We start from the raw sequence: 17,279 nt of genomic DNA, 5'->3' as shown, positions 1-17,279 counted from the left end.
TATGAGCAATAAAAAAGAAAACATTCCACCGGGCTGGGATTATAATCCCGCCACCTGGTCCCAACGTATTCCTATTGTAATACTGGCAATTTTCGGTTTTCTTATAGCCAGTTACCTGGCAGTGTACCAGCTCCATATAACCAATGATGTGTGGGATCCTTTCTTCGGAAACGGAAGTATTAAAATTCTCGAATCAAAAGTTTCTAATGTGTTGCCCATACCCGATGCCGCTTTAGGGGCCTTCGGATATCTGGTGGATGCCGTTACCGGAATAATCGGAGGTACACAAAGATGGCGAAAAATGCCATGGATCGTGATCGTTTTTGGACTGGCGGTGGGTCCGCTGGGTTTTGTAAGCGTGATGCTGGTGGTCTTTCAACCGGTATTATTCTCGGCCTGGTGTACACTTTGCCTTTGTTCGGCAGTGATCTCCATAATGATGATCGGTCCTGCAATGGACGAAATGCTGGCAAGCTTGCAATTTATGCAACGCGTGAGAAGATCGAATGCTTCAACATGGAAAGCATTTTGGGGAGTGAAATCTGAAATTCAAAAAGTAAAATAATATGTGGGGAGGAATTTTAAATAGCATTATAGGATTATGGCTGATGAGCGCGCCGGGGATTTTTCAATATGGCTCGGCGGCCTCCAATAACGGTCATATCGTCGGGCCGGTGATTGTTACTTTTGCGGTTGTTTCTATGTGGGAAGCAACCCGCGGAGTGCGAAAATGGAATTTCCCCATGGGTGCCTGGCTGCTCGTCGCACCCTGGATCCTTGGCTATGACAGTACTTTGGCGATAGTTAGCAATATGCTTAGTGGAGTTCTGGTGATTTTCTTTGCCACAATAAAAGGAAGTATTGAACAACGCTATGGCGGTGGATGGAGTTCATTATGGCAGAAAAATCCACAACATCTGAAAGAAGCTGAAAAACAATAAATTTTAACCTAAAAATATAATTTTGAAAAATAACCGAAGTATGAAAACTTTTACACTTAGCCTGATATTTAGCTTTATATTCCTTGGAACTTATGCTCAGAAAACAGCCGAAAAATTTACGCTTTCTTCAGCGGGATTTGAAGATTCGGTGATTCGTGAATATCCTGGTAAATCGGCTGCAGAACTTTATCTCGCTGCAAAAATGTGGGCTGAATTTACTCTCGATAATCCCGAAACAGCAGTTAGCCGTGATATTAAAAATGACTATTTGGAGTATCAGGTCTTCGTGCCAAGTGCTTTTACGATCAAAGACAATGGGAATAGCTATACCTGGGATGCCATGTTTGATCTTGCTTTCCGTTTTAAGGATGGAAAGATCAGGTATGATGTAGAAATCGTCGAAATCAGTAGCCCTAATGCTCCGGCTTTTGCAATAGTTGGCGGACCTAAACAATGGGCTTTTTATTCCCTCAACAATAAACCACTTCCTTTAACTTCGGAAGCACGCAAAACCATGGAAGATATTGTGAACGATTTTATTCGCGGAGTATCTTCATTTGTAAACCGCGATGCAAAAGTTCCTGAAAATGGAAAAAATTAACCTGCTTTTTTATTTGATTCTTTTGATTGATTAGAACCTTCTGATTTTCCCGATTTTTTCTTTTTGTATTCTTCATCGCGATGGATCATATCGAGAACAAGACCTCCCCATGTAAAATTATGGGCGCCGTAACCTTCACCGGTAAACGGGTTATAGTATTCGCGAAAACCACTTTTATCGATCAATTTTTTGATCGCATCTATGAGGTGTTTGGCTTCTTCTTCATTGCCCTGTTCCAGGAAGAACTGGTGCATGAACCAGTTATTAAAGATCCAGGTAGGCCCTCTCCAAATATACATTGACTGCCCGGGATTAAATGCCGGATCGTTTATTGATAAAGAGGGTACAGGATATTCTGTATGGAATTCTTCTTTATTGAAAAAGTGATTTTTTATAATATCCTGGCAAATTTCTTCGGGCATTCCTTCAATGATCACCGGGAAGAAAATGGTAGCGGTAAGAATTTTGATTTTTTCGTCATTTTTTCCGTACAGGTCATAGAAGGCTTTATCTTCTTCATCATACATCTTTTCGATCATGGTCTTGCGAACCTGTTCAAAGCGTTTCTGATAAAGCCTGGAATCCTCATCACCAATATCTTCACATAATTTACCCATGGCTCTCAGATTCTGAATATAGACCGTATTAAATCCTGCATCCTTAACCCTGAACTTATCTCTTTTTGCGATCTTCTCATGGTCATAATCACGCCAGAAATTCCTGTAATCTATTCCCACCATTTTCCAGAATAATTTTTTATTGGCTTTTCCGTGGTGAAAATTAACTACAGGATCATAAGAAGCTTTCCAGTCCATTCCTGATTCAAACGGACTGATAATTGAAATTAGCCCGTCATCATCAAAATCCCTGTTTTTCGCAAGCCACTCAAAATAAAGTTTAAGTTTGGGAAGCATTTCCCGAAGGTAATCTTCATCTTTTGTAGTTTCCCAAATCTTCTGAAGTGCCTGCGCGATTAAAGGAGGCTGAATGAGGGAACTCATGTGGGATTGAACTAGTTTTCGCCCTAAACCTATTCGATTTTGGAAAATATCAGTGATTCGCGCCGGCATTACATTATTCCAGTAATGTATATGGCCAACGAAGCCGTTTTCAGACTGCATGGCGAATTGGGTACGAAAACAGTCTTTCGCCAGGCCTGTTTCTCCAATAGCGCATAAAATATAAATATGAAAACAGGTATCCCAGAAATACTGGTAACTGTAAAATTTTTTCGAAGGTTTGATAAAAGTGTAAGAGGTGTCCTGGCTTTCGCTGTAACCCTGAATAAGGTTTTCAAAGATCACCTCCGTTACTTTTTCTTTAAGCTTTTTTTTGTCCATTTTTAAATTTTATATGAAGTAGTAAATTGAAATGTTATTTTACCTTCCAAATAACATTTTAAATAGTGCTCCACCGATTATTGTTCCTCCAACAAGGGCTAGAGATTTTCTATTTTCGTAGAGTTTATCGTAGATACTATAATTCTGCGCTTTTTTGTCAAATTCTCCATGAGAGCCCTGGTCGCCGGGAACAGGTTCCCATAAGTTGTCCTGCCTGTTGGGATCTTCAGGTTCATCGGTAAGCTGGCCGCTTACCCCATTTTCGGCCATAAAATGATCCAGAAAATCCGGAGCAAGTTTATTTCCCCAAACTGTTTGAACGGTAGAGAAGCCAACCATTCTCAATCTTTCTCCGCTCTCGGCTACTTCAACTACAGCCCTGGCAGCTACTTCTGGCTGGAATATTTTGCCCATTGGCCGTGGTTTTTTATCAAACCTTGATTTTACCCAGCCAAATTGGGTGGTATTCATCGCCGGAAGATGTACTATGGAAAGATCTATATTTATACCATCATGTAACAATTCTGCTCTTACCGATTCAAAGAATCCCTGGATGGCATGTTTCGAACCGCAGTAAGCAGATTGAAGCGGAATTCCACGGTATGCGAGCGCAGAGCCGATGAGGATAATTTTTCCGCAATTTCTTTCTTTCATTTTTTCAATGGCAGCGAGGGTTCCGTAAACCTGACCGAGGTAAGTTACTTCGGTGACACGTTTATATTCTTCCGGTTTCATGTCTTTTGCCATGCTGAAGACACTTACCATCGCATTATTGATCCAGATATCGATCGGTCCAATATTTTTTTCAGCATAATCTGCTGCTGCATGAACGGCATCGGCATCAGCCACATCGGCTTCATAGATCCAGGCTTCACCACCTAATTGTTCGACTTCTTTTTTAGTTCCTTCCAGGCCGTCTTTTCCACGAGCAACCAGAAGGATTTTGGCTTCCTGTTTCGCAAATTCCTTTGCAATTGCACGGCCTACGCCGGCTGAAGCTCCTGTTATAACTACTACTTTCCTTTTCATATTCATCTTGTTTTTCCTTTTATTTTCTATTAATGCTTTTTCTATAAGTTCGGCTGTATGTAAAGGGAGTTTTCCTGTTCCATGTTTAATTTGTTCTCTACAACTAAAACCGTCGGTGATTAGATATTTATCATCCATATCCCGTACTGCGGGCCATATCACCCTTTCGCCTTCTTTGACTGAAACTTCATATTTGTCGCCCTCTTCAAATCCGAAACTACCGGCCAGTCCACAACAACCGGCATCAGGCACATTTACATCAACACCTATTTTTTTCAGCACCTTAAGGTCAGGATCATAGCCCATCACCGCGTTATGGTGACAGTGTTTATGCATAAGGGCAGAGGTATTCAGATTTTTAAATTTGAAGCGATCTTCGTGCTCCATTATAAATTCGGGCAATGTTTTAAAGTTTTTCTGTAATCTTTTCGCGTTGTTGTCATTGGGGAAAAGATTACCGAGTTCATCCCGGAATACTGCGATACAACTTGCTTCCAGGCCGATAATTGGCACATCTTCCTGGATAAAGAAGCTCAAGCCGTTCAGTATTTTTTGAAGATATGATTTGGCCATATCGAGCATACCGAAATCATATAATGGCCTACCGCAGCAATAATGTCTTTCCGGAACTATTACTTCAAAACCGGCACTTTCGAGGATATTGGCTGCGGAATCGAGTACCTTCGGAAAGAAATAATTATTGAAAGTATCTGGCCAGAGCATTACCGTGTTTTCCAGATTTGTGAATTTTTCATCATATTCTGAAGATCTCGTAAAAGGTTTCTTAGCAAATTCAGGCACCTCTCGTTCCTGCGCGATACCGCCAATTTTCTTAAATGCCGGAGCCGTAATTTTACTGTGGGTCAGGAAGTTTGTGAGATCACTAAACCTGGAAGCTACCTGAGCATATTTATCAATGATCCCAAAGGCATAAGCAGATCTTGGCCTGATACGGTTTTTGTAATAATGTGAAAAATATTCGGCTTTATAGGTAGCCATATCCACGCTTACGGGACATTCACTTAAACATCCTTTGCAAGCCAGGCAAAGATCGAGTGATTCTTTTACCTTTTTGCTTTTCCATCCGCCTTCGATCTCTTTTCCCTGCATCATTTCCCACAAAAGGTGAGCCCGGCCGCGGGTAACCTGTTTTTCATCGCGTGTTACCATATAACTTGGGCACATGGTACCGCTATTTGTTTTCCGGCATTCTCCCACGCCTACACAGCGCATGGTAGCACGGTGAAAACTTCCTTTATCTTTTGGATATTTAAAATGGGTTTCATCATGTTCGCCTGGCCGGAAATTTTTCCCGTAGCGTAAATCTGAATCCAGTGGCAGCGGATCAATGACCTTGCCCGGATTCATTTTCCAGTCTGGATCCCATATTTCTTTAAATTCATGAAAAGCCTGCATAAGTTTTTTTCCGTACATCCTTTCTAGCAGGGGTCCGCGGGCCTGTCCATCTCCATGTTCCCCGGAAAGGGATCCACCATAACTTACCACGAGGTCTGCGGCTTCTTTGACAAATTTTTTATAGGTTTCAATTCCTGTTTTTGATTTAAGGTCAAAACCTACACGGCAATGTATACATCCCTGGCCGAAGTGTCCGTAAACGGAGGGATGATAATCGTATTTTTGAAATAGCTCTCTCAAATCTCGCAGATAATCACCTACTTTTTCAGGAGCTACCGCAGAATCTTCCCAGCCAGGCCACATATCAGGCAATCCCTGTACGAACGCGGTGGCCCCAAGCCCTGATTCCCTAATTTCCCATACCCGGCTTTCTTCATCAGGATCATCATAAAGTTTCATAGAAGGAGTATTCCCGTTGGCATTTTTCTTTAGATCAGCCATCATTTTTTTTGCCTTTTCATCAGCTTTTTCTTTCGATTCTCCTCCAAATTCCACCAACAGCCAGCCATTTCCATCGGGCAAAAGACCAAGATCTTCCTCGTGAAGTTCTTTTTTGTGCATATAGTTCACAAGCTTGTTGTCCATTCCTTCCAGGCCGATGGGCTTGTGGTCCATAATTTCGGTCACATGGTCCCCGGCTTCGAAAATATCATTGTAACCCAGCAGAACCAGTGATCTTTTATTTGGGCGGTTTATAAGTCTTACAGTGGCTTCCAGGAAAATCGTACAGGTACATTCAGTACCTACCAGGCTTCGGGCAACATTGAAATTATTTTCCGGTAAAAGATCGTCAAGGTTATATCCTGAAACCCTTCGGGGAATGTCTGGAATGCCTTTCCGGATATCTTCAGCGTATTTATTTCTTAGATTTCGAAGGCGACCATAGATCTTTCCTTTTTCATCAGCTTTAGAAATGATCTCCTGTAATTCTTCTTCAGTATTTGGACCTACTTCAAACTTTTCACCTGAATAAGTCAGAATTTCGGCAGATTCTACAAAATCAGAGGTTCGAACACCGCCATCTTCCACCTGTGCCATCACCGAATGTATTCCGCAGGAATTATTACCCATCATTCCACCCAGCGTACAGTGATTGTGAGTGGAAGGATCGGGCCCAAAGATCAAACCATGTCCTTCCAGGGCCCTGTTGAGATCATCCAGTACGAGACCGGTTTGTATTCTGGCGGTTTTCTTCTCAGGATCAATATCGATGATCTTATTATAATATTTACTGAAATCCATTATCAGGCCAGTATTACAACACTGTCCTGCCAGGCTGGTACCTCCACCGCGCGTTAAAATGTGAAGATTATGTTTGCGGCAAAGGGAAACCGTTTTAATAATATCCTGCTTGTTTTTTGGAAATACTACTCCTACAGGGAGCTGCCGGTAATTGGAAGAATCGGTGGCATATAGCGCCCGGTAATCATTTTCAAAAGAAACTTCGCCATCCAGGCTGTTCTGTAATTCTTCTTCAAGTTGGCTATATGAGGTGGTTGTTGACATAATTTTGTAATCTTAATTAATCAGGTATTTTTTAGCATTCGCATGTTTAAATTCAATTCCAAGGCCGGGCCTGGAAAGATCGGGAACCATCTTCCCATCGGTAGCCTGGACAAAACCTTCAAATAATTCGCTTTCTATTCTCACATGATCCCTGAAGTATTCAATGTGCTGCATATTGTGCAATGCCACACCCGGATGCATATGAAGACTGGGGGCACAATGAGCTGAAAAAGGCATGTGATAGGCTTCACATATTTCATGGGCTTTGATAAAGCCGGTGATCCCACCGCACCTGGTTGCATCGGCCTGAAGTACATCCACACTTCCGGAAGAAAGCATACGGTTAAAATAGGTTGGGGTAAAGCCATATTCTCCGGCGGCAACCCTGATGGCTGCCGGCACATGTTCTTTTACGAAATGAAGCCCATCAAGATCATCTGAAGTAACCGGTTCTTCATACCACTGAACATTAAACTCCTTGAGCACTTCGCCCATGGCAACCGCTTCTTTTGGAAAATAGGCGCCATTGGCATCAACGAAAAGCTGCGAATTTCCTATACAATCGCGTGCCGCTTCAATTCTTTTATAATCTTGTTCTTTATCGCGGCCAATTTTCATTTTGAAGATATGATGGCCTTTTTCTTTCCATTCCTCGAATTTGCTTTTAAGCTCCTGCGGATCATAAGAAGTAAATCCTCCACTGGCATAGGCTGTAATAGATTTCCTTAGCATACCTAAAAGCTTGCATAATGGGACTTCCATTACTTTTGCTTTTAGATCCCAAAGGGCATTATCTACTGCAGAGATTGCCATGGCAGCGATCCCTGGTCTTCCAAAGTTCCGTACCTTCTTCTGCATAAGATACCAGAGACCTGTAATGTCCAGTGCGTCCTTATCTTCCATGGCAGATAGAAGTACATCGCTTATAATTTTCGCGGCAGCAGGGCTGGCGTAAGAATAACCAATCCCGGTTTTGTTTGCTGCTTGCAGTTCGACCAGAATTAGATCTGTATGATCCCATTTTAGGGTACCGTCAGACTCGGGTTCTTCGGTTGGAATTCTATAAGTCCTGACGGTACCTTTTTGAAGTCTGGCTTCAATATTTAGGGTTTGAGTGCTCACTTTTAATGAGTATATTCAGAAATCATATCCTTCCATGACTGTTTGATCATATCTATGGAATCTGGATCTCCTTTTAGAAGTGCCGATACGAAAGCCTTGGCCTGGCCGGGTTTGATATGAGGTGGCATTGGGGGCACTTCCGGATCAGTATAAACATCATACACAACAGGCCGATCGGCATTAAGAGCTTCATCTAAAGTGCGTTCAATATCATCGGGATTATCTACCTTAATACCTTTCAATCCAAGCATTTCAGCATATTGAGCGTATGGGAAATCGGGGACTTTCTGTGATCCTTCATATTTTGGATTACCGGTCATTACTCTTTGCTCCCAGGTTACCTGATTAAGGTCGCGGTTATTTAGCACCAGGATCATCAGGTTAGGAGTTTTCCAGCGTTTCCAGTATTTAGCAATGGTTATCAATCCGTTGTTACCTAACATTTGCATGGCACCATCACCTACCAGGGCGATGACAGGTTTTTCAGGAAATGCAAATTTCGCTGCAATGGCATAAGGCACACCCGGGCACATTGTGGCCAGTTTTCCTGATAAAGAACCCCTCATTCCTTTTCTGAATTTGAGATCTCTCGCATACCAGTTGGCTGAAGAACCAGAATCTGATGACATTATACAATTATCAGGTAGTCTTTTGCTCAACTCCCAGTAAACACGTTGGGGATTAATAGGATCGGCATCCTTCATCGCTCTTTTTTCGAGTGTTTTCCACCATTCTTTGATCTCTTCCTCGATTTTTTCTCTCCAGGAACGGTCTTCTTTCCTTTTAATTAATGGGATCAGCGCCTTTAAAGTATCCTTACTGTCTCCAACAAGATTTACATCAGTAGGGTATCGGGTTCCTACTCTTCGGCCTTCAATATCAATCTGTACTGCTTTTGCCTGTCCTTCTTTTGGAAGAAATTCAGAATATGGAAAATCGGTACCTATCATTAATAAGGTATCGCATTTATCCATTAAGGTAAAACTCGGATTTGTTCCCAGTAAGCCAATAGATCCGGTTACAAAAGGAAGATCATCGGGAAGAGCATCTTTCCCCAGCAAAGCTTTTGCGACACCGGCACCTAATAGGTCGGCAATTTCAGTAACTTCATCCGGAGCATTTCTGGCTCCTGCACCAATAAGAATAGCCACTTTTTCACCTTCATTTAAAAGATCGGCGGCTCTTTTAAGGTCTTCGGTATGCGGCACTACTTTAGGAATGGTAATACCAACTCCCGAAAATACAGCCCCATGTTTTCTTGGTGGCGGAGAAGGCGCATCTAATTCCTGAAGGTCATTGGGAAGAATTACACAGGTTACGGTTCTTTCAGAAATCGCGATCCGTACAGCGCGATCTATTAAATGCCTCACCTGTTTCGGATCTGTAGCCATATGAACATATTCCCCCGCCACATCTTTAAAGAGGGAAATAAGATCTATTTCCTGTTGGTATTCACTGCCTAAAGACATTCTTGCCTGCTGACCTACGAAAGCGACAACTGGTTGTTTATCAAGTTTGGCATCATATAAACCATTAAGCAAATGAACAGCACCGGGACCCGAAGTGGCCATACATACACCTACATCTCCGGTCCATTTGGCATGGGCACAGGCCATAAACGCAGCCATCTCTTCATGCCTTGTTTGTATAAATTCTACTTTTCCATCATCTTCAGCACGTCGTACCGATGCCGTCAACGCATTTATTCCATCTCCTGGAAATCCATAAATCCTATTCACTCCCCACTCATTGAGACGGTCGAGAATGAAATCACTCACTGTTGCACTCATTTGAATAATTTTAGGTTTGATTAATCGGTTTAATACATAATAGCCGGCAAATTCAAAGCAAATTTTTTTATCCGGAATTATGCTTCTTCTCTAAATTAGGGAATAATAAAGGTCGCATTCAAATCTTTAAGAAAGTTTGACGTTCCTGCTGCTAATTTTGACTTTTCTTTAATAAACTGAGCGGCATAGAGTATTTAATTTGGAGGTGATTTATAAAAAACCAGTAAAATCTTTATTATGAAACACCTTGGAAAACAAACATGGGTAATTGCGGAAGGCTATATACCTAAATATGGAAATGGACCGGAACCTGAATTCACAAGCCATGAAACCGCCTGTATTCTGAATACGGGAGATGAGGAAGCAAACGTGAAAATAACCATTTTCTTTTCAGATAAAGAACCGGTAGGACCGTATCATGTAAAAGTAGCCCCGAGAAGAACTTCACATCTGCGCTTCAATAATCTTGAAGATCCGGAACCCATTCCGAAGGGAACAGATTATTCATCGGTGATCGAATCAGATGTTCCTATTGTGGTTCAACATTCCCGACTTGATTCCAGGCAGGCCGAAAATGCATTGCTTACAACTATTGCGTTTTCTCAATAAGAAGAATTAGAAATACCTAATTTTTTCTAAAATTTTCTTTTAAGAGGAATGTTATTTAAACCTGGTGCAATATCTACCAAAATTAGAACTGGCAGGGCTGCAGCTATATTTAAAAGATCATTACCATCTCGACTTGAGGTTAAACTTCTGTTAAGGAGCAGCAGCAAATTTTTCTTTGGAGAAAAAATCAGCGTAAATTGAAGTTGATTCTGCACTGAAATTCATAACTGATAATTATAACTTAAATGAATACAGATTTTGGATCTTCCTGAAGTTAGTAGTATAAACATCATTAAGGATTTGTTTTTCTATTTCTTGGGAGCGGCTGTAATTGTTCTCGGACTTGTAAGTTTTTATACCATCTTCTATTCCTGGAAATACCGCAGGCGAAAAAATTCTAAAGATGAGGAACCGGAACAAATCCACGAAAACAGGAAATTTGAATTCTGGATGATCGGTCTTGCCCTGGCCCTGGTAACAGGCTTTTTCTTTTATAGTCTGAATGCAATGAACAGGATCCAGGGAGTACCTGAGCATCCCGATCCGGAACTCGTGATTGTTGGGCACCAATGGTGGTGGGAAGCCAATTATCCAAAAGACAATATTAGCACAGCAAATGAAGTGCATATTCCAGCGGGAAAAATGGTGCATGTAAAATTTACTTCAGCAGATGTGATCCATAGCTGGTGGATCCCGAAAATTGGAAGAAAGATGGACCTTATGCCCGGCTATGATAATTATATGTCTATTTACGTCGATAAGCCCGGCGTGTATCGTGGATCCTGCAGTGAATTTTGTGGTGACCAGCACGGATGGATGAAAATCAGGCTCATTGCCCATACCCCAGAGGGTTTTGAAAGATGGAAAAAACAGGAACATACCCACGCACCGGGAGAACAGGACAGCCTTTTCTATAGAGGTCAGCAGCTCTTTCATACAAAAAGCTGTACCTCCTGCCATTCAACCATTGTCACAAAGAAAAATCCGAATATCGGGCCAAATCTGGCAAATTTTGCCTCCAGAGAGTATTTTTTAAGCAATGTGAAAAAGAACAATACAGCAAATCTCAAGGCCTGGCTTCGCGATCCACAGCAACTAAAACCGGGAGCCCATATGCCCAATTTTGCACTTACTACCGAAGAAGTTAATGCACTGACCCATTATTTACAGAATTTAAAATGAGCTTATACCAACCCATACCTGAGCCAAAGGATGAATTGCCATCCCCAAAAAGATCAACCGGATTGTTATCCTGGTTTTCCTCGGTAGATCATAAGCAAATAGCCATTATGTATATGCTTTTGGCTTTGTTCTTTTTTATTATTGGCGGACTTGAGGCGATGGTGATCAGGATTCAGCTGAGTATGCCGCAAAGCGGATTTGTAACTCCGCAAACCTATAGCCAGATCTTTACCATGCACGGTACCACTATGATCTTTTTGGTGCTTATGCCGTCGCTCATTGGTCTGGGAACCTATTTTGTCCCTATGATGATTGGCGCCAACGAAATGGCTTTCCCGCGCCTGAATGCATTTAGTTTCTGGATCACCTGCCTTGGAGGTTTTGTACTCTATTTCAGTTTTTTCGCTGGAAACGCACCAAATGCCGGTTGGTTCAATTATGCGCCCCTTAGCGAAAAACCCTATACTGCTAATATTGGAATAGATTATTACGTAATAGGCCTTTCTATTACGGGAATCGGAAGTATTGGTGCGGCGCTAAATTTTATAACTACCGTACTTACCAGGCGCGCCAAACAAATGAAACTTAATATGCTTCCTCTTTTTGTATGGATGGTTCTGGTAAATTCATTTTTGATTTTGGGAGCATTTCCTCTGCTTAACTCCGGTCTTTTTATGTTGCTTATTGACCGGCAGTTAGATGCTCACTTCTTTGTTCCTTCAACAGGGGGATCAGCGCTTGTTTGGCAGCATATTTTCTGGTCATTTGGCCACCCCGAAGTGTATATTCTTATTTTGCCGGCCTGGGGAGTAATTTCAGAAGTTATTCCTGTATTTTCAAGAAAACCCATTTTTGGTTACGCTTTCGTGGCAGTTTCTTCCATTGCCATAGGTTTGCTTTCATTCGGGGTTTGGATGCACCATATGTTCGCTATAGGAATGTCTAATACGGTAAACGCCTTTTTTGGCGCGAGCAGCTTATTGATTGGCGTTCCTACGGGAGTGAAGGTGATCAACTGGATCGCGACCATGTATAAAGGCTCGATACGTTTTACAGTGGCTATGTTATTTTGCCTGCTTTTTCTGATCAATTTCACCATTGGCGGCCTCAGCGGAATTTCATTTGCACTTGTACCCGTAGACTGGCAATTAACCGATTCTTATTACGTGGTTGCGCATTTGCATTACGTTTTCTTAGGCGGAACGGCTTTCGCGGTTTTTGCCGGCGTTTATTACTGGTTTCCAAAAATGACCGGCAGGTTTTTAAGTGAAAAATTAGGAAAATGGCATGTATGGCTGTTTGTTACCGGTTTCAATATGACCTTTTTGGTGCAACATCTCTTAGGGATCTTTGGTATGCCCCGAAGGGTTTATACCTATATGGATGACCTTCCCTATGGATTTTTACTGAATGGCATTTCAAGTGCAGGAGCTGTACTCATGTTTATCGCTGTAGCCATTTTTCTGTGGAACCTTTACATTTCCTATAAAAAAGGAAAGAAAGCAGGACCAGATCCGTGGAATGCATGGACTTTGGAATGGGCAACAACATCGCCGCCAACCTTGCAGAATTTCAAAGAATTACCTCCCATACATAGCAGAAGACCTTTATGGGACCTGAAACACCCCGAAAACCAGGATAAAAGACTAAACTGATGAAAGATAAAGGAAAATTACTGGCGCTATTATTTATAGGTTCGGAAGCCTTCTTTTTTCTGACCCTTTTGATGACTTATATCTATTTTAGAAGGGATACCCTTATTCATGATTCGGTTGCGCCACATTTGAATGTGAAAAGAGCTGCTTTCCTCACAATTTGCCTTGTTACCAGCAGTGTGACGTTCATGTTGAGCAAAAAATCACTTTTTAAAAACAAGATCAGGCGTTTTAAAATTGGAATGTTCATAACCATGCTCCTTGCGGCCATTTTTCTTTTAGGCCAGGGGAAAGAATATTACGATCTCTATAAAAAACAGATTACAATCAGCCGTGATATTTTTGGCTCTAACTTTTTTACGCTTACTGGCTTTCATGGTCTTCACGTATTCCTGGGCCTTACCTGTATAAGTTTACTTTTTGCATTCTCATTTAGTAAATTTAAAATAGTTACTAAAGCAGGGATCAATGGTGTAGAGGTTTACTGGCATTTTGTAGACGGAGTATGGTTGTTTATTTTCTTTTATGTTTATATAACACCCTTATTATGAGTTTTGAAGAATATATTTTTTGGTCACGAAACTGGTCTTCAGCCTGGGCTGTTGCATGTTTTATAGCACTGGGTGTATTTACGATCTGGTTTAGGCCTGGCTGGCGAAGATTTTTCACTATGCTGGCAGCAATTCTTGGTATTTATGTGGTTTTCGGCTCACCTTTAAATCATCTTCTGGAATTTGGCCTTCATAGTATGGCCATGATACAACATGTAGTAATTATCATGCTGGTGCCTTTGCTTTTGTGGATAGCCTTCAAAGGAGAGTATATTCCGAAACAAAGTGAGGTAGCAGTTAAAAGAAATTTTGTGCTGCTGGCATGGTTTGCCGGAACTTCTTCAATGTGGATTGCCCACTTCCTGAGTGCCGCAAAGATTTCTGCAGAAACCGGACTCGTGATCTGCGGAATAAGTGCTTCGAGCTCCAGTTTTGCTGTCCAGATTCCAAATTCGTTATTATTAGGAGTGGTACTGATTGCCGGAATATTTTTCCTGACCCCCGTTTTTAGCCGAAATCCTAAACATCAAATAAGACCCTTATCAGCTGTAATTTATCTTTTTACTGCCTGTGTAAGCTGTTCGCTTCTTGGCCTCTGGGTGGCTTTTTCAGCCGGGGCATCCCAGGCAGTTCATGCGGCTCCACTTTTAACTACCATTAGAAATCCAATTCCCATGACGCTGGTTCAGGATCAGGAGCTGGCGGGAATGATCATGTGGGTTCCGGGTTGTGTGATGTATGTGGCTACTTCAGTATATATTGCGCTGACCTGGCTTGAAGAAACAAAACATGAAAAGATAATTTCAGAAAAAGAAGTTATACAAAATAGAAAATAAGATGAGTGATTCAGAGAAATTTAAACCAGACCCAATAGAACTGCCCGAGCCAACGATCTGGCCTTTTTTCCTGGCTTTGGGAGTCACTTTTTTACTCTGGGGAATTTTAACCAGCATGCTCATTTCAGCTATTGGGCTAATCGTTTTTATAATCGCTTTGGGCGGATGGATGTCTGATCTTTATCATGAATTAAAAAAACCTGAAGAAGATGAGCTGTAATTGCGAAAATGACGAGAATAAAAAGAAAAGCCGAAGGAGCTTTCTTCGGAAATTATCTATAGGGCTGGGCGGACTTATTGGCGCTGCAATGTCTGTTCCACTGATTGATGCAATTCTGGAACCTGTGGTAGGAAACAGAAAGAAAACCTGGAGAAAAATTGGAGTATCTTCTGATTTTAAAGTTGGTAAAATGACCCACGTAAGGTTTAGGAATGCCTCGACCTACGACTGGAGTAAAAAGATTGAAGAATCTGAAGCTTACCTCTATCGCAACAGGGATAATACTTTAAAAGCCTTTAAGGTAAACTGTTCCCATTTAGGATGTCCCGTAAGATGGCAGGAGGGATCTCATATGTTCCTTTGCCCTTGCCATGGCGGAGCTTTTTATTCAGATGGGAAGAGGGCAGCAGGACCTCCAAACCGTCCGCTTTACCAGTATGAAGTACGCGAAGAAAACGGGATTGTTGAACTTTTAACTGGCCGAATTCCAATTACAAATATCGACGTGTGAAAAAGAAATTACGCAAAATATGGAAATGGATTGATGACCGTGGAGGAGTAACCGAAGCTCTTAAACCTCTTCTTAAACATCCGGTGCCACCGGGAACAGGATGGAATTATGTTTGGGGGAGTGCGACCTTGTTTTGTTTTATCATTCAGGTGATTACTGGTATCGCACTTGCCTTTATGTTTCAACCTTCGGTAGATTCAGCTTATCAATCATTACAATACATAGAACATAAGGCTTTTTTAGGACACTTTATCAGAGGATTACATAACTGGGGAGCTTCGGGAATGGTTGTCCTCATTGGTATCCATATGATTCGGGTTTACCTGAATGCTGTTTATAAATATCCGCGAGAAATGAACTGGCTCACAGGAGTGGTACTTTTTGGAACCACCATTACCCTCGCTTTTACCGGCCAGTTGATGAGGTGGGACAGCAATGGTGTCTGGACGGCCATTCTCGCCGCTGAGCAGATGGGAAGGATCCCGATTATTGGTGATTATATCGCTTATTTTTTCCTTGGAGGTACAACACTGGGAGGAGAAACTTTTAACCGGTTCTTTTCACTCCATGTTTTTGTGTTGCCGGGAATTATTGCCATGCTTATCGTGGTTCATCTTTATCTGGTAATCAGGAATGGAATTTCGGAACCGCCAAAAGCAGGAAGGCTGGTAGATCCAAAGACCTATCGTGACTGGTATGAAAATCTTTTAAAAGAGAAAGGAGTGCCTTTTTTTCCTGATGTGATGTGGCGGGATGTGGTTTTCAGCTTCGGACTTTTTATAGTGCTGGCCGGCCTTGCGATCTGGATGGGAGCACCCGAACTAAGCGATCCTCCCGATCCTACAATTCTTGAAGTAGAGCCGCATCCCGATTGGTATTTCGAATGGATCTATGCCACTTTCGCCACTATGAACAGGAATCTGGAACCATATTACTTATTCTTTGCACCTCTTATTGTGGCAGTAGTACTGCTTTCTGTTCCTTTTTTGTGGAATAAAGGGGAAAGGAGCCCTAAAAGAAGGCCATGGGCCGTGGGAATCGTAGTATTCATGTCTGTTGCCATTATTTCCCTAACCATATTAGGATTAAGGGCACCATGGGTTCCAAAATATGATGCAGATCCTCTTGTATACACTTCTATTCCAGGAAATAGCGAAAAAGCTGCGAAAGGAGTGGAGGTTATGAATAAGATGAAATGTCTCTATTGTCATAAAATAGGAAAACACGGCGGGCAAAGTGGTCCGGAGCTCAAAAATGTTCAAAATAGAATGACCAGATCGCAACTTATCATTCGTATTGTAAATGGTACAGACGATATGCCCGGATTTGGAGGTTCTTTAAAAAGTGATGAACTGGACGCGCTTGTTGAATATTTAATGGTGAAAAACAAAGAAAAAGGACTTTTGCCACCTCCACCTAAAAAGAAAGAAATAATAAAAAAACAAACTCATGATTAAAGATTTAGAAATTCGCGAAGAAAAGATCATTTATTCCAAAGTTACAGGAGAACTTCAAAAAGGGGATATAAAAAAAATGCATCCGCTAATCCACCAGCTTATAGAAAAAGATAATAAGATAAGGTGGTATTTTGAAATGGTCGATTTTGAAGGTTGGGACCTTAAAGGATTTTACGAAGATGTAAAGATGGATGCCAGTCATGCTAACGATTACGAGAAAATTGCCATGGTTGGAGATAAAAAATGGGAAGATATGCTCGCTAAAGCAATGAAACCTTTTACTACGGCTGAGGTGAAATTCTTCGAACTTAATCAAAAAGATATGGCCTGGGAGTGGATACGATCCTAAAGCTTTAATTTTTTAAGGAGGCTTTCTAAATAGGTTATACCATTCTCATATTCAGCTTGAGTTTTGGCTCTTAAATAAATTTAGAGAAACTCATTAATCAAAAGTTGCAAAAACATTCGGAAATGATAATAAGAGAATTGTATCTGACCAAAGAAAACAAATAA

16 protein-coding genes are annotated in these 17,279 nt (G+C 41.5%); 12 read left to right on the top strand and 4 right to left on the bottom strand.

The annotated features are described in order from the left end of the window. The first annotated feature begins 1 nt into the window (after position 1). Genes C7S20_RS15940 through C7S20_RS15930 form a run of 3 tightly spaced genes read left to right on the top strand, consistent with a single transcriptional unit; the run spans position 2 to position 1,542 of the window. A complete protein-coding gene (locus C7S20_RS15940) occupies positions 2-565 on the top strand; it encodes a vitamin K epoxide reductase family protein (RefSeq protein ID WP_107013403.1) in 564 nt (187 codons plus the stop codon). 1 nt (position 566) lies between these two features. Then, positions 567-941 (top strand): SPW repeat domain-containing protein, encoded by a 375-nt coding sequence (locus tag C7S20_RS15935; protein WP_107013402.1) that lies wholly within the window; start codon positions 567-569, stop codon positions 939-941. A gap of 40 nt (positions 942-981) precedes the next feature. After that, complete coding sequence (locus C7S20_RS15930; protein ID WP_107013401.1) at positions 982-1,542, top strand: DUF4468 domain-containing protein; 561 nt, start codon at positions 982-984, stop codon at positions 1,540-1,542. Here the strand turns inward: C7S20_RS15930 and C7S20_RS15925 are convergent. Genes C7S20_RS15925 through C7S20_RS15910 form a run of 4 tightly spaced genes read right to left on the bottom strand, consistent with a single transcriptional unit; the run spans position 1,539 to position 9,745 of the window. After that, on the bottom strand, positions 1,539-2,882 hold the full coding sequence (locus C7S20_RS15925; RefSeq protein ID WP_107013400.1) for an amylo-alpha-1,6-glucosidase: 1,344 nt from the start codon (positions 2,880-2,882) through the stop codon (positions 1,539-1,541). The two genes, C7S20_RS15930 and C7S20_RS15925, sit on opposite strands and share 4 nt — an antisense overlap. A 39-nt stretch (positions 2,883-2,921) precedes the next feature. Then, positions 2,922-6,833: an SDR family oxidoreductase gene (locus C7S20_RS15920; RefSeq protein WP_107013399.1), complete on the bottom strand. Its 3,912-nt coding sequence runs from the start codon at positions 6,831-6,833 to the stop codon at positions 2,922-2,924. Between the two features lie 12 nt (positions 6,834-6,845). Further along, positions 6,846-7,955: an enolase C-terminal domain-like protein gene (locus C7S20_RS15915; RefSeq protein WP_107013398.1), complete on the bottom strand. Its 1,110-nt coding sequence runs from the start codon at positions 7,953-7,955 to the stop codon at positions 6,846-6,848. A 2-nt stretch (positions 7,956-7,957) separates the two neighbouring features. Further along, positions 7,958-9,745, bottom strand: coding sequence for a thiamine pyrophosphate-requiring protein (locus C7S20_RS15910; RefSeq protein ID WP_107013397.1), 1,788 nt, complete (start codon positions 9,743-9,745; stop codon positions 7,958-7,960). 237 nt (positions 9,746-9,982) lie between these two features. Between C7S20_RS15910 and C7S20_RS15905 the strand changes: the two genes are divergently transcribed. From C7S20_RS15905 to C7S20_RS15860, 9 genes are all read left to right on the top strand, one after another. Continuing rightward, the gene (locus C7S20_RS15905; protein WP_107013396.1) at positions 9,983-10,354 is read left to right on the top strand and encodes a sensory rhodopsin transducer; all 372 of its coding nucleotides are present in this window, start codon (positions 9,983-9,985) and stop codon (positions 10,352-10,354) included. A gap of 258 nt (positions 10,355-10,612) precedes the next feature. Further along, on the top strand, positions 10,613-11,536 hold the full coding sequence (gene coxB / locus C7S20_RS15895) for a cytochrome c oxidase subunit II (RefSeq protein WP_107013394.1): 924 nt from the start codon (positions 10,613-10,615) through the stop codon (positions 11,534-11,536). Next, positions 11,533-13,191: a cytochrome c oxidase subunit I gene (gene ctaD / locus C7S20_RS15890; protein ID WP_107013393.1), complete on the top strand. Its 1,659-nt coding sequence runs from the start codon at positions 11,533-11,535 to the stop codon at positions 13,189-13,191. The genes coxB and ctaD overlap by 4 nt, the downstream gene beginning before the upstream one ends. After that, a complete protein-coding gene (locus C7S20_RS15885) occupies positions 13,191-13,742 on the top strand; it encodes a cytochrome c oxidase subunit 3 (protein ID WP_107013392.1) in 552 nt (183 codons plus the stop codon). Before ctaD ends, C7S20_RS15885 begins: the two co-directional genes overlap by 1 nt. Then, positions 13,739-14,578: a cytochrome c oxidase assembly protein gene (locus C7S20_RS15880; RefSeq protein WP_159039959.1), complete on the top strand. Its 840-nt coding sequence runs from the start codon at positions 13,739-13,741 to the stop codon at positions 14,576-14,578. Before C7S20_RS15885 ends, C7S20_RS15880 begins: the two co-directional genes overlap by 4 nt. 1 nt (position 14,579) lies before the next feature. After that, entirely contained in the window at positions 14,580-14,798 is a 219-nt protein-coding gene (locus C7S20_RS15875; protein WP_107013390.1) for a hypothetical protein, read from the top strand. Further along, entirely contained in the window at positions 14,788-15,309 is a 522-nt protein-coding gene (locus C7S20_RS15870; RefSeq protein WP_107013389.1) for a QcrA and Rieske domain-containing protein, read from the top strand. Before C7S20_RS15875 ends, C7S20_RS15870 begins: the two co-directional genes overlap by 11 nt. Next, positions 15,306-16,766, top strand: coding sequence for a cytochrome b N-terminal domain-containing protein (locus tag C7S20_RS15865; protein WP_107013388.1), 1,461 nt, complete (start codon positions 15,306-15,308; stop codon positions 16,764-16,766). Before C7S20_RS15870 ends, C7S20_RS15865 begins: the two co-directional genes overlap by 4 nt. After that, on the top strand, positions 16,759-17,115 hold the full coding sequence (locus tag C7S20_RS15860; protein WP_107013387.1) for a SpoIIAA family protein: 357 nt from the start codon (positions 16,759-16,761) through the stop codon (positions 17,113-17,115). The genes C7S20_RS15865 and C7S20_RS15860 overlap by 8 nt, the downstream gene beginning before the upstream one ends. Positions 17,116-17,279: the final 164 nt, after the last annotated feature.

Origin of the sequence: Christiangramia fulva, assembly GCF_003024155.1 — a bacterium.
Lineage (GTDB): Bacteria > Bacteroidota > Bacteroidia > Flavobacteriales > Flavobacteriaceae > Christiangramia > Christiangramia fulva.
Note: the sequence above shows the minus strand (reverse complement) of the source record. Positions and strands in the feature narration are given on the sequence as shown.

Excerpts from the sequence above, each read along its gene's own strand:
- C7S20_RS15875 (WP_107013390.1), top strand. The coding sequence starts at position 14,580 with ATGAGTGATTCAGAGAAATTTAAACCAGACCCAATAGAACTGCCCGAG.
- C7S20_RS15920 (WP_107013399.1), bottom strand. The coding sequence starts at position 6,833 with ATGTCAACAACCACCTCATATAGCCAACTTGAAGAAGAATTACAGAAC.
- C7S20_RS15910 (WP_107013397.1), bottom strand. The coding sequence starts at position 9,745 with ATGAGTGCAACAGTGAGTGATTTCATTCTCGACCGTCTCAATGAGTGG.
- C7S20_RS15935 (WP_107013402.1), top strand. The coding sequence starts at position 567 with ATGTGGGGAGGAATTTTAAATAGCATTATAGGATTATGGCTGATGAGC.
- C7S20_RS15885 (WP_107013392.1), top strand. The coding sequence starts at position 13,191 with ATGAAAGATAAAGGAAAATTACTGGCGCTATTATTTATAGGTTCGGAA.
- C7S20_RS15860 (WP_107013387.1), top strand. The coding sequence starts at position 16,759 with ATGATTAAAGATTTAGAAATTCGCGAAGAAAAGATCATTTATTCCAAA.
- C7S20_RS15930 (WP_107013401.1), top strand. The coding sequence starts at position 982 with ATGAAAACTTTTACACTTAGCCTGATATTTAGCTTTATATTCCTTGGA.
- C7S20_RS15905 (WP_107013396.1), top strand. The coding sequence starts at position 9,983 with ATGAAACACCTTGGAAAACAAACATGGGTAATTGCGGAAGGCTATATA.
- ctaD (WP_107013393.1), top strand. The coding sequence starts at position 11,533 with ATGAGCTTATACCAACCCATACCTGAGCCAAAGGATGAATTGCCATCC.
- C7S20_RS15870 (WP_107013389.1), top strand. The coding sequence starts at position 14,788 with ATGAGCTGTAATTGCGAAAATGACGAGAATAAAAAGAAAAGCCGAAGG.
- C7S20_RS15940 (WP_107013403.1), top strand. The coding sequence starts at position 2 with ATGAGCAATAAAAAAGAAAACATTCCACCGGGCTGGGATTATAATCCC.
- C7S20_RS15925 (WP_107013400.1), bottom strand. The coding sequence starts at position 2,882 with ATGGACAAAAAAAAGCTTAAAGAAAAAGTAACGGAGGTGATCTTTGAA.
- C7S20_RS15880 (WP_159039959.1), top strand. The coding sequence starts at position 13,739 with ATGAGTTTTGAAGAATATATTTTTTGGTCACGAAACTGGTCTTCAGCC.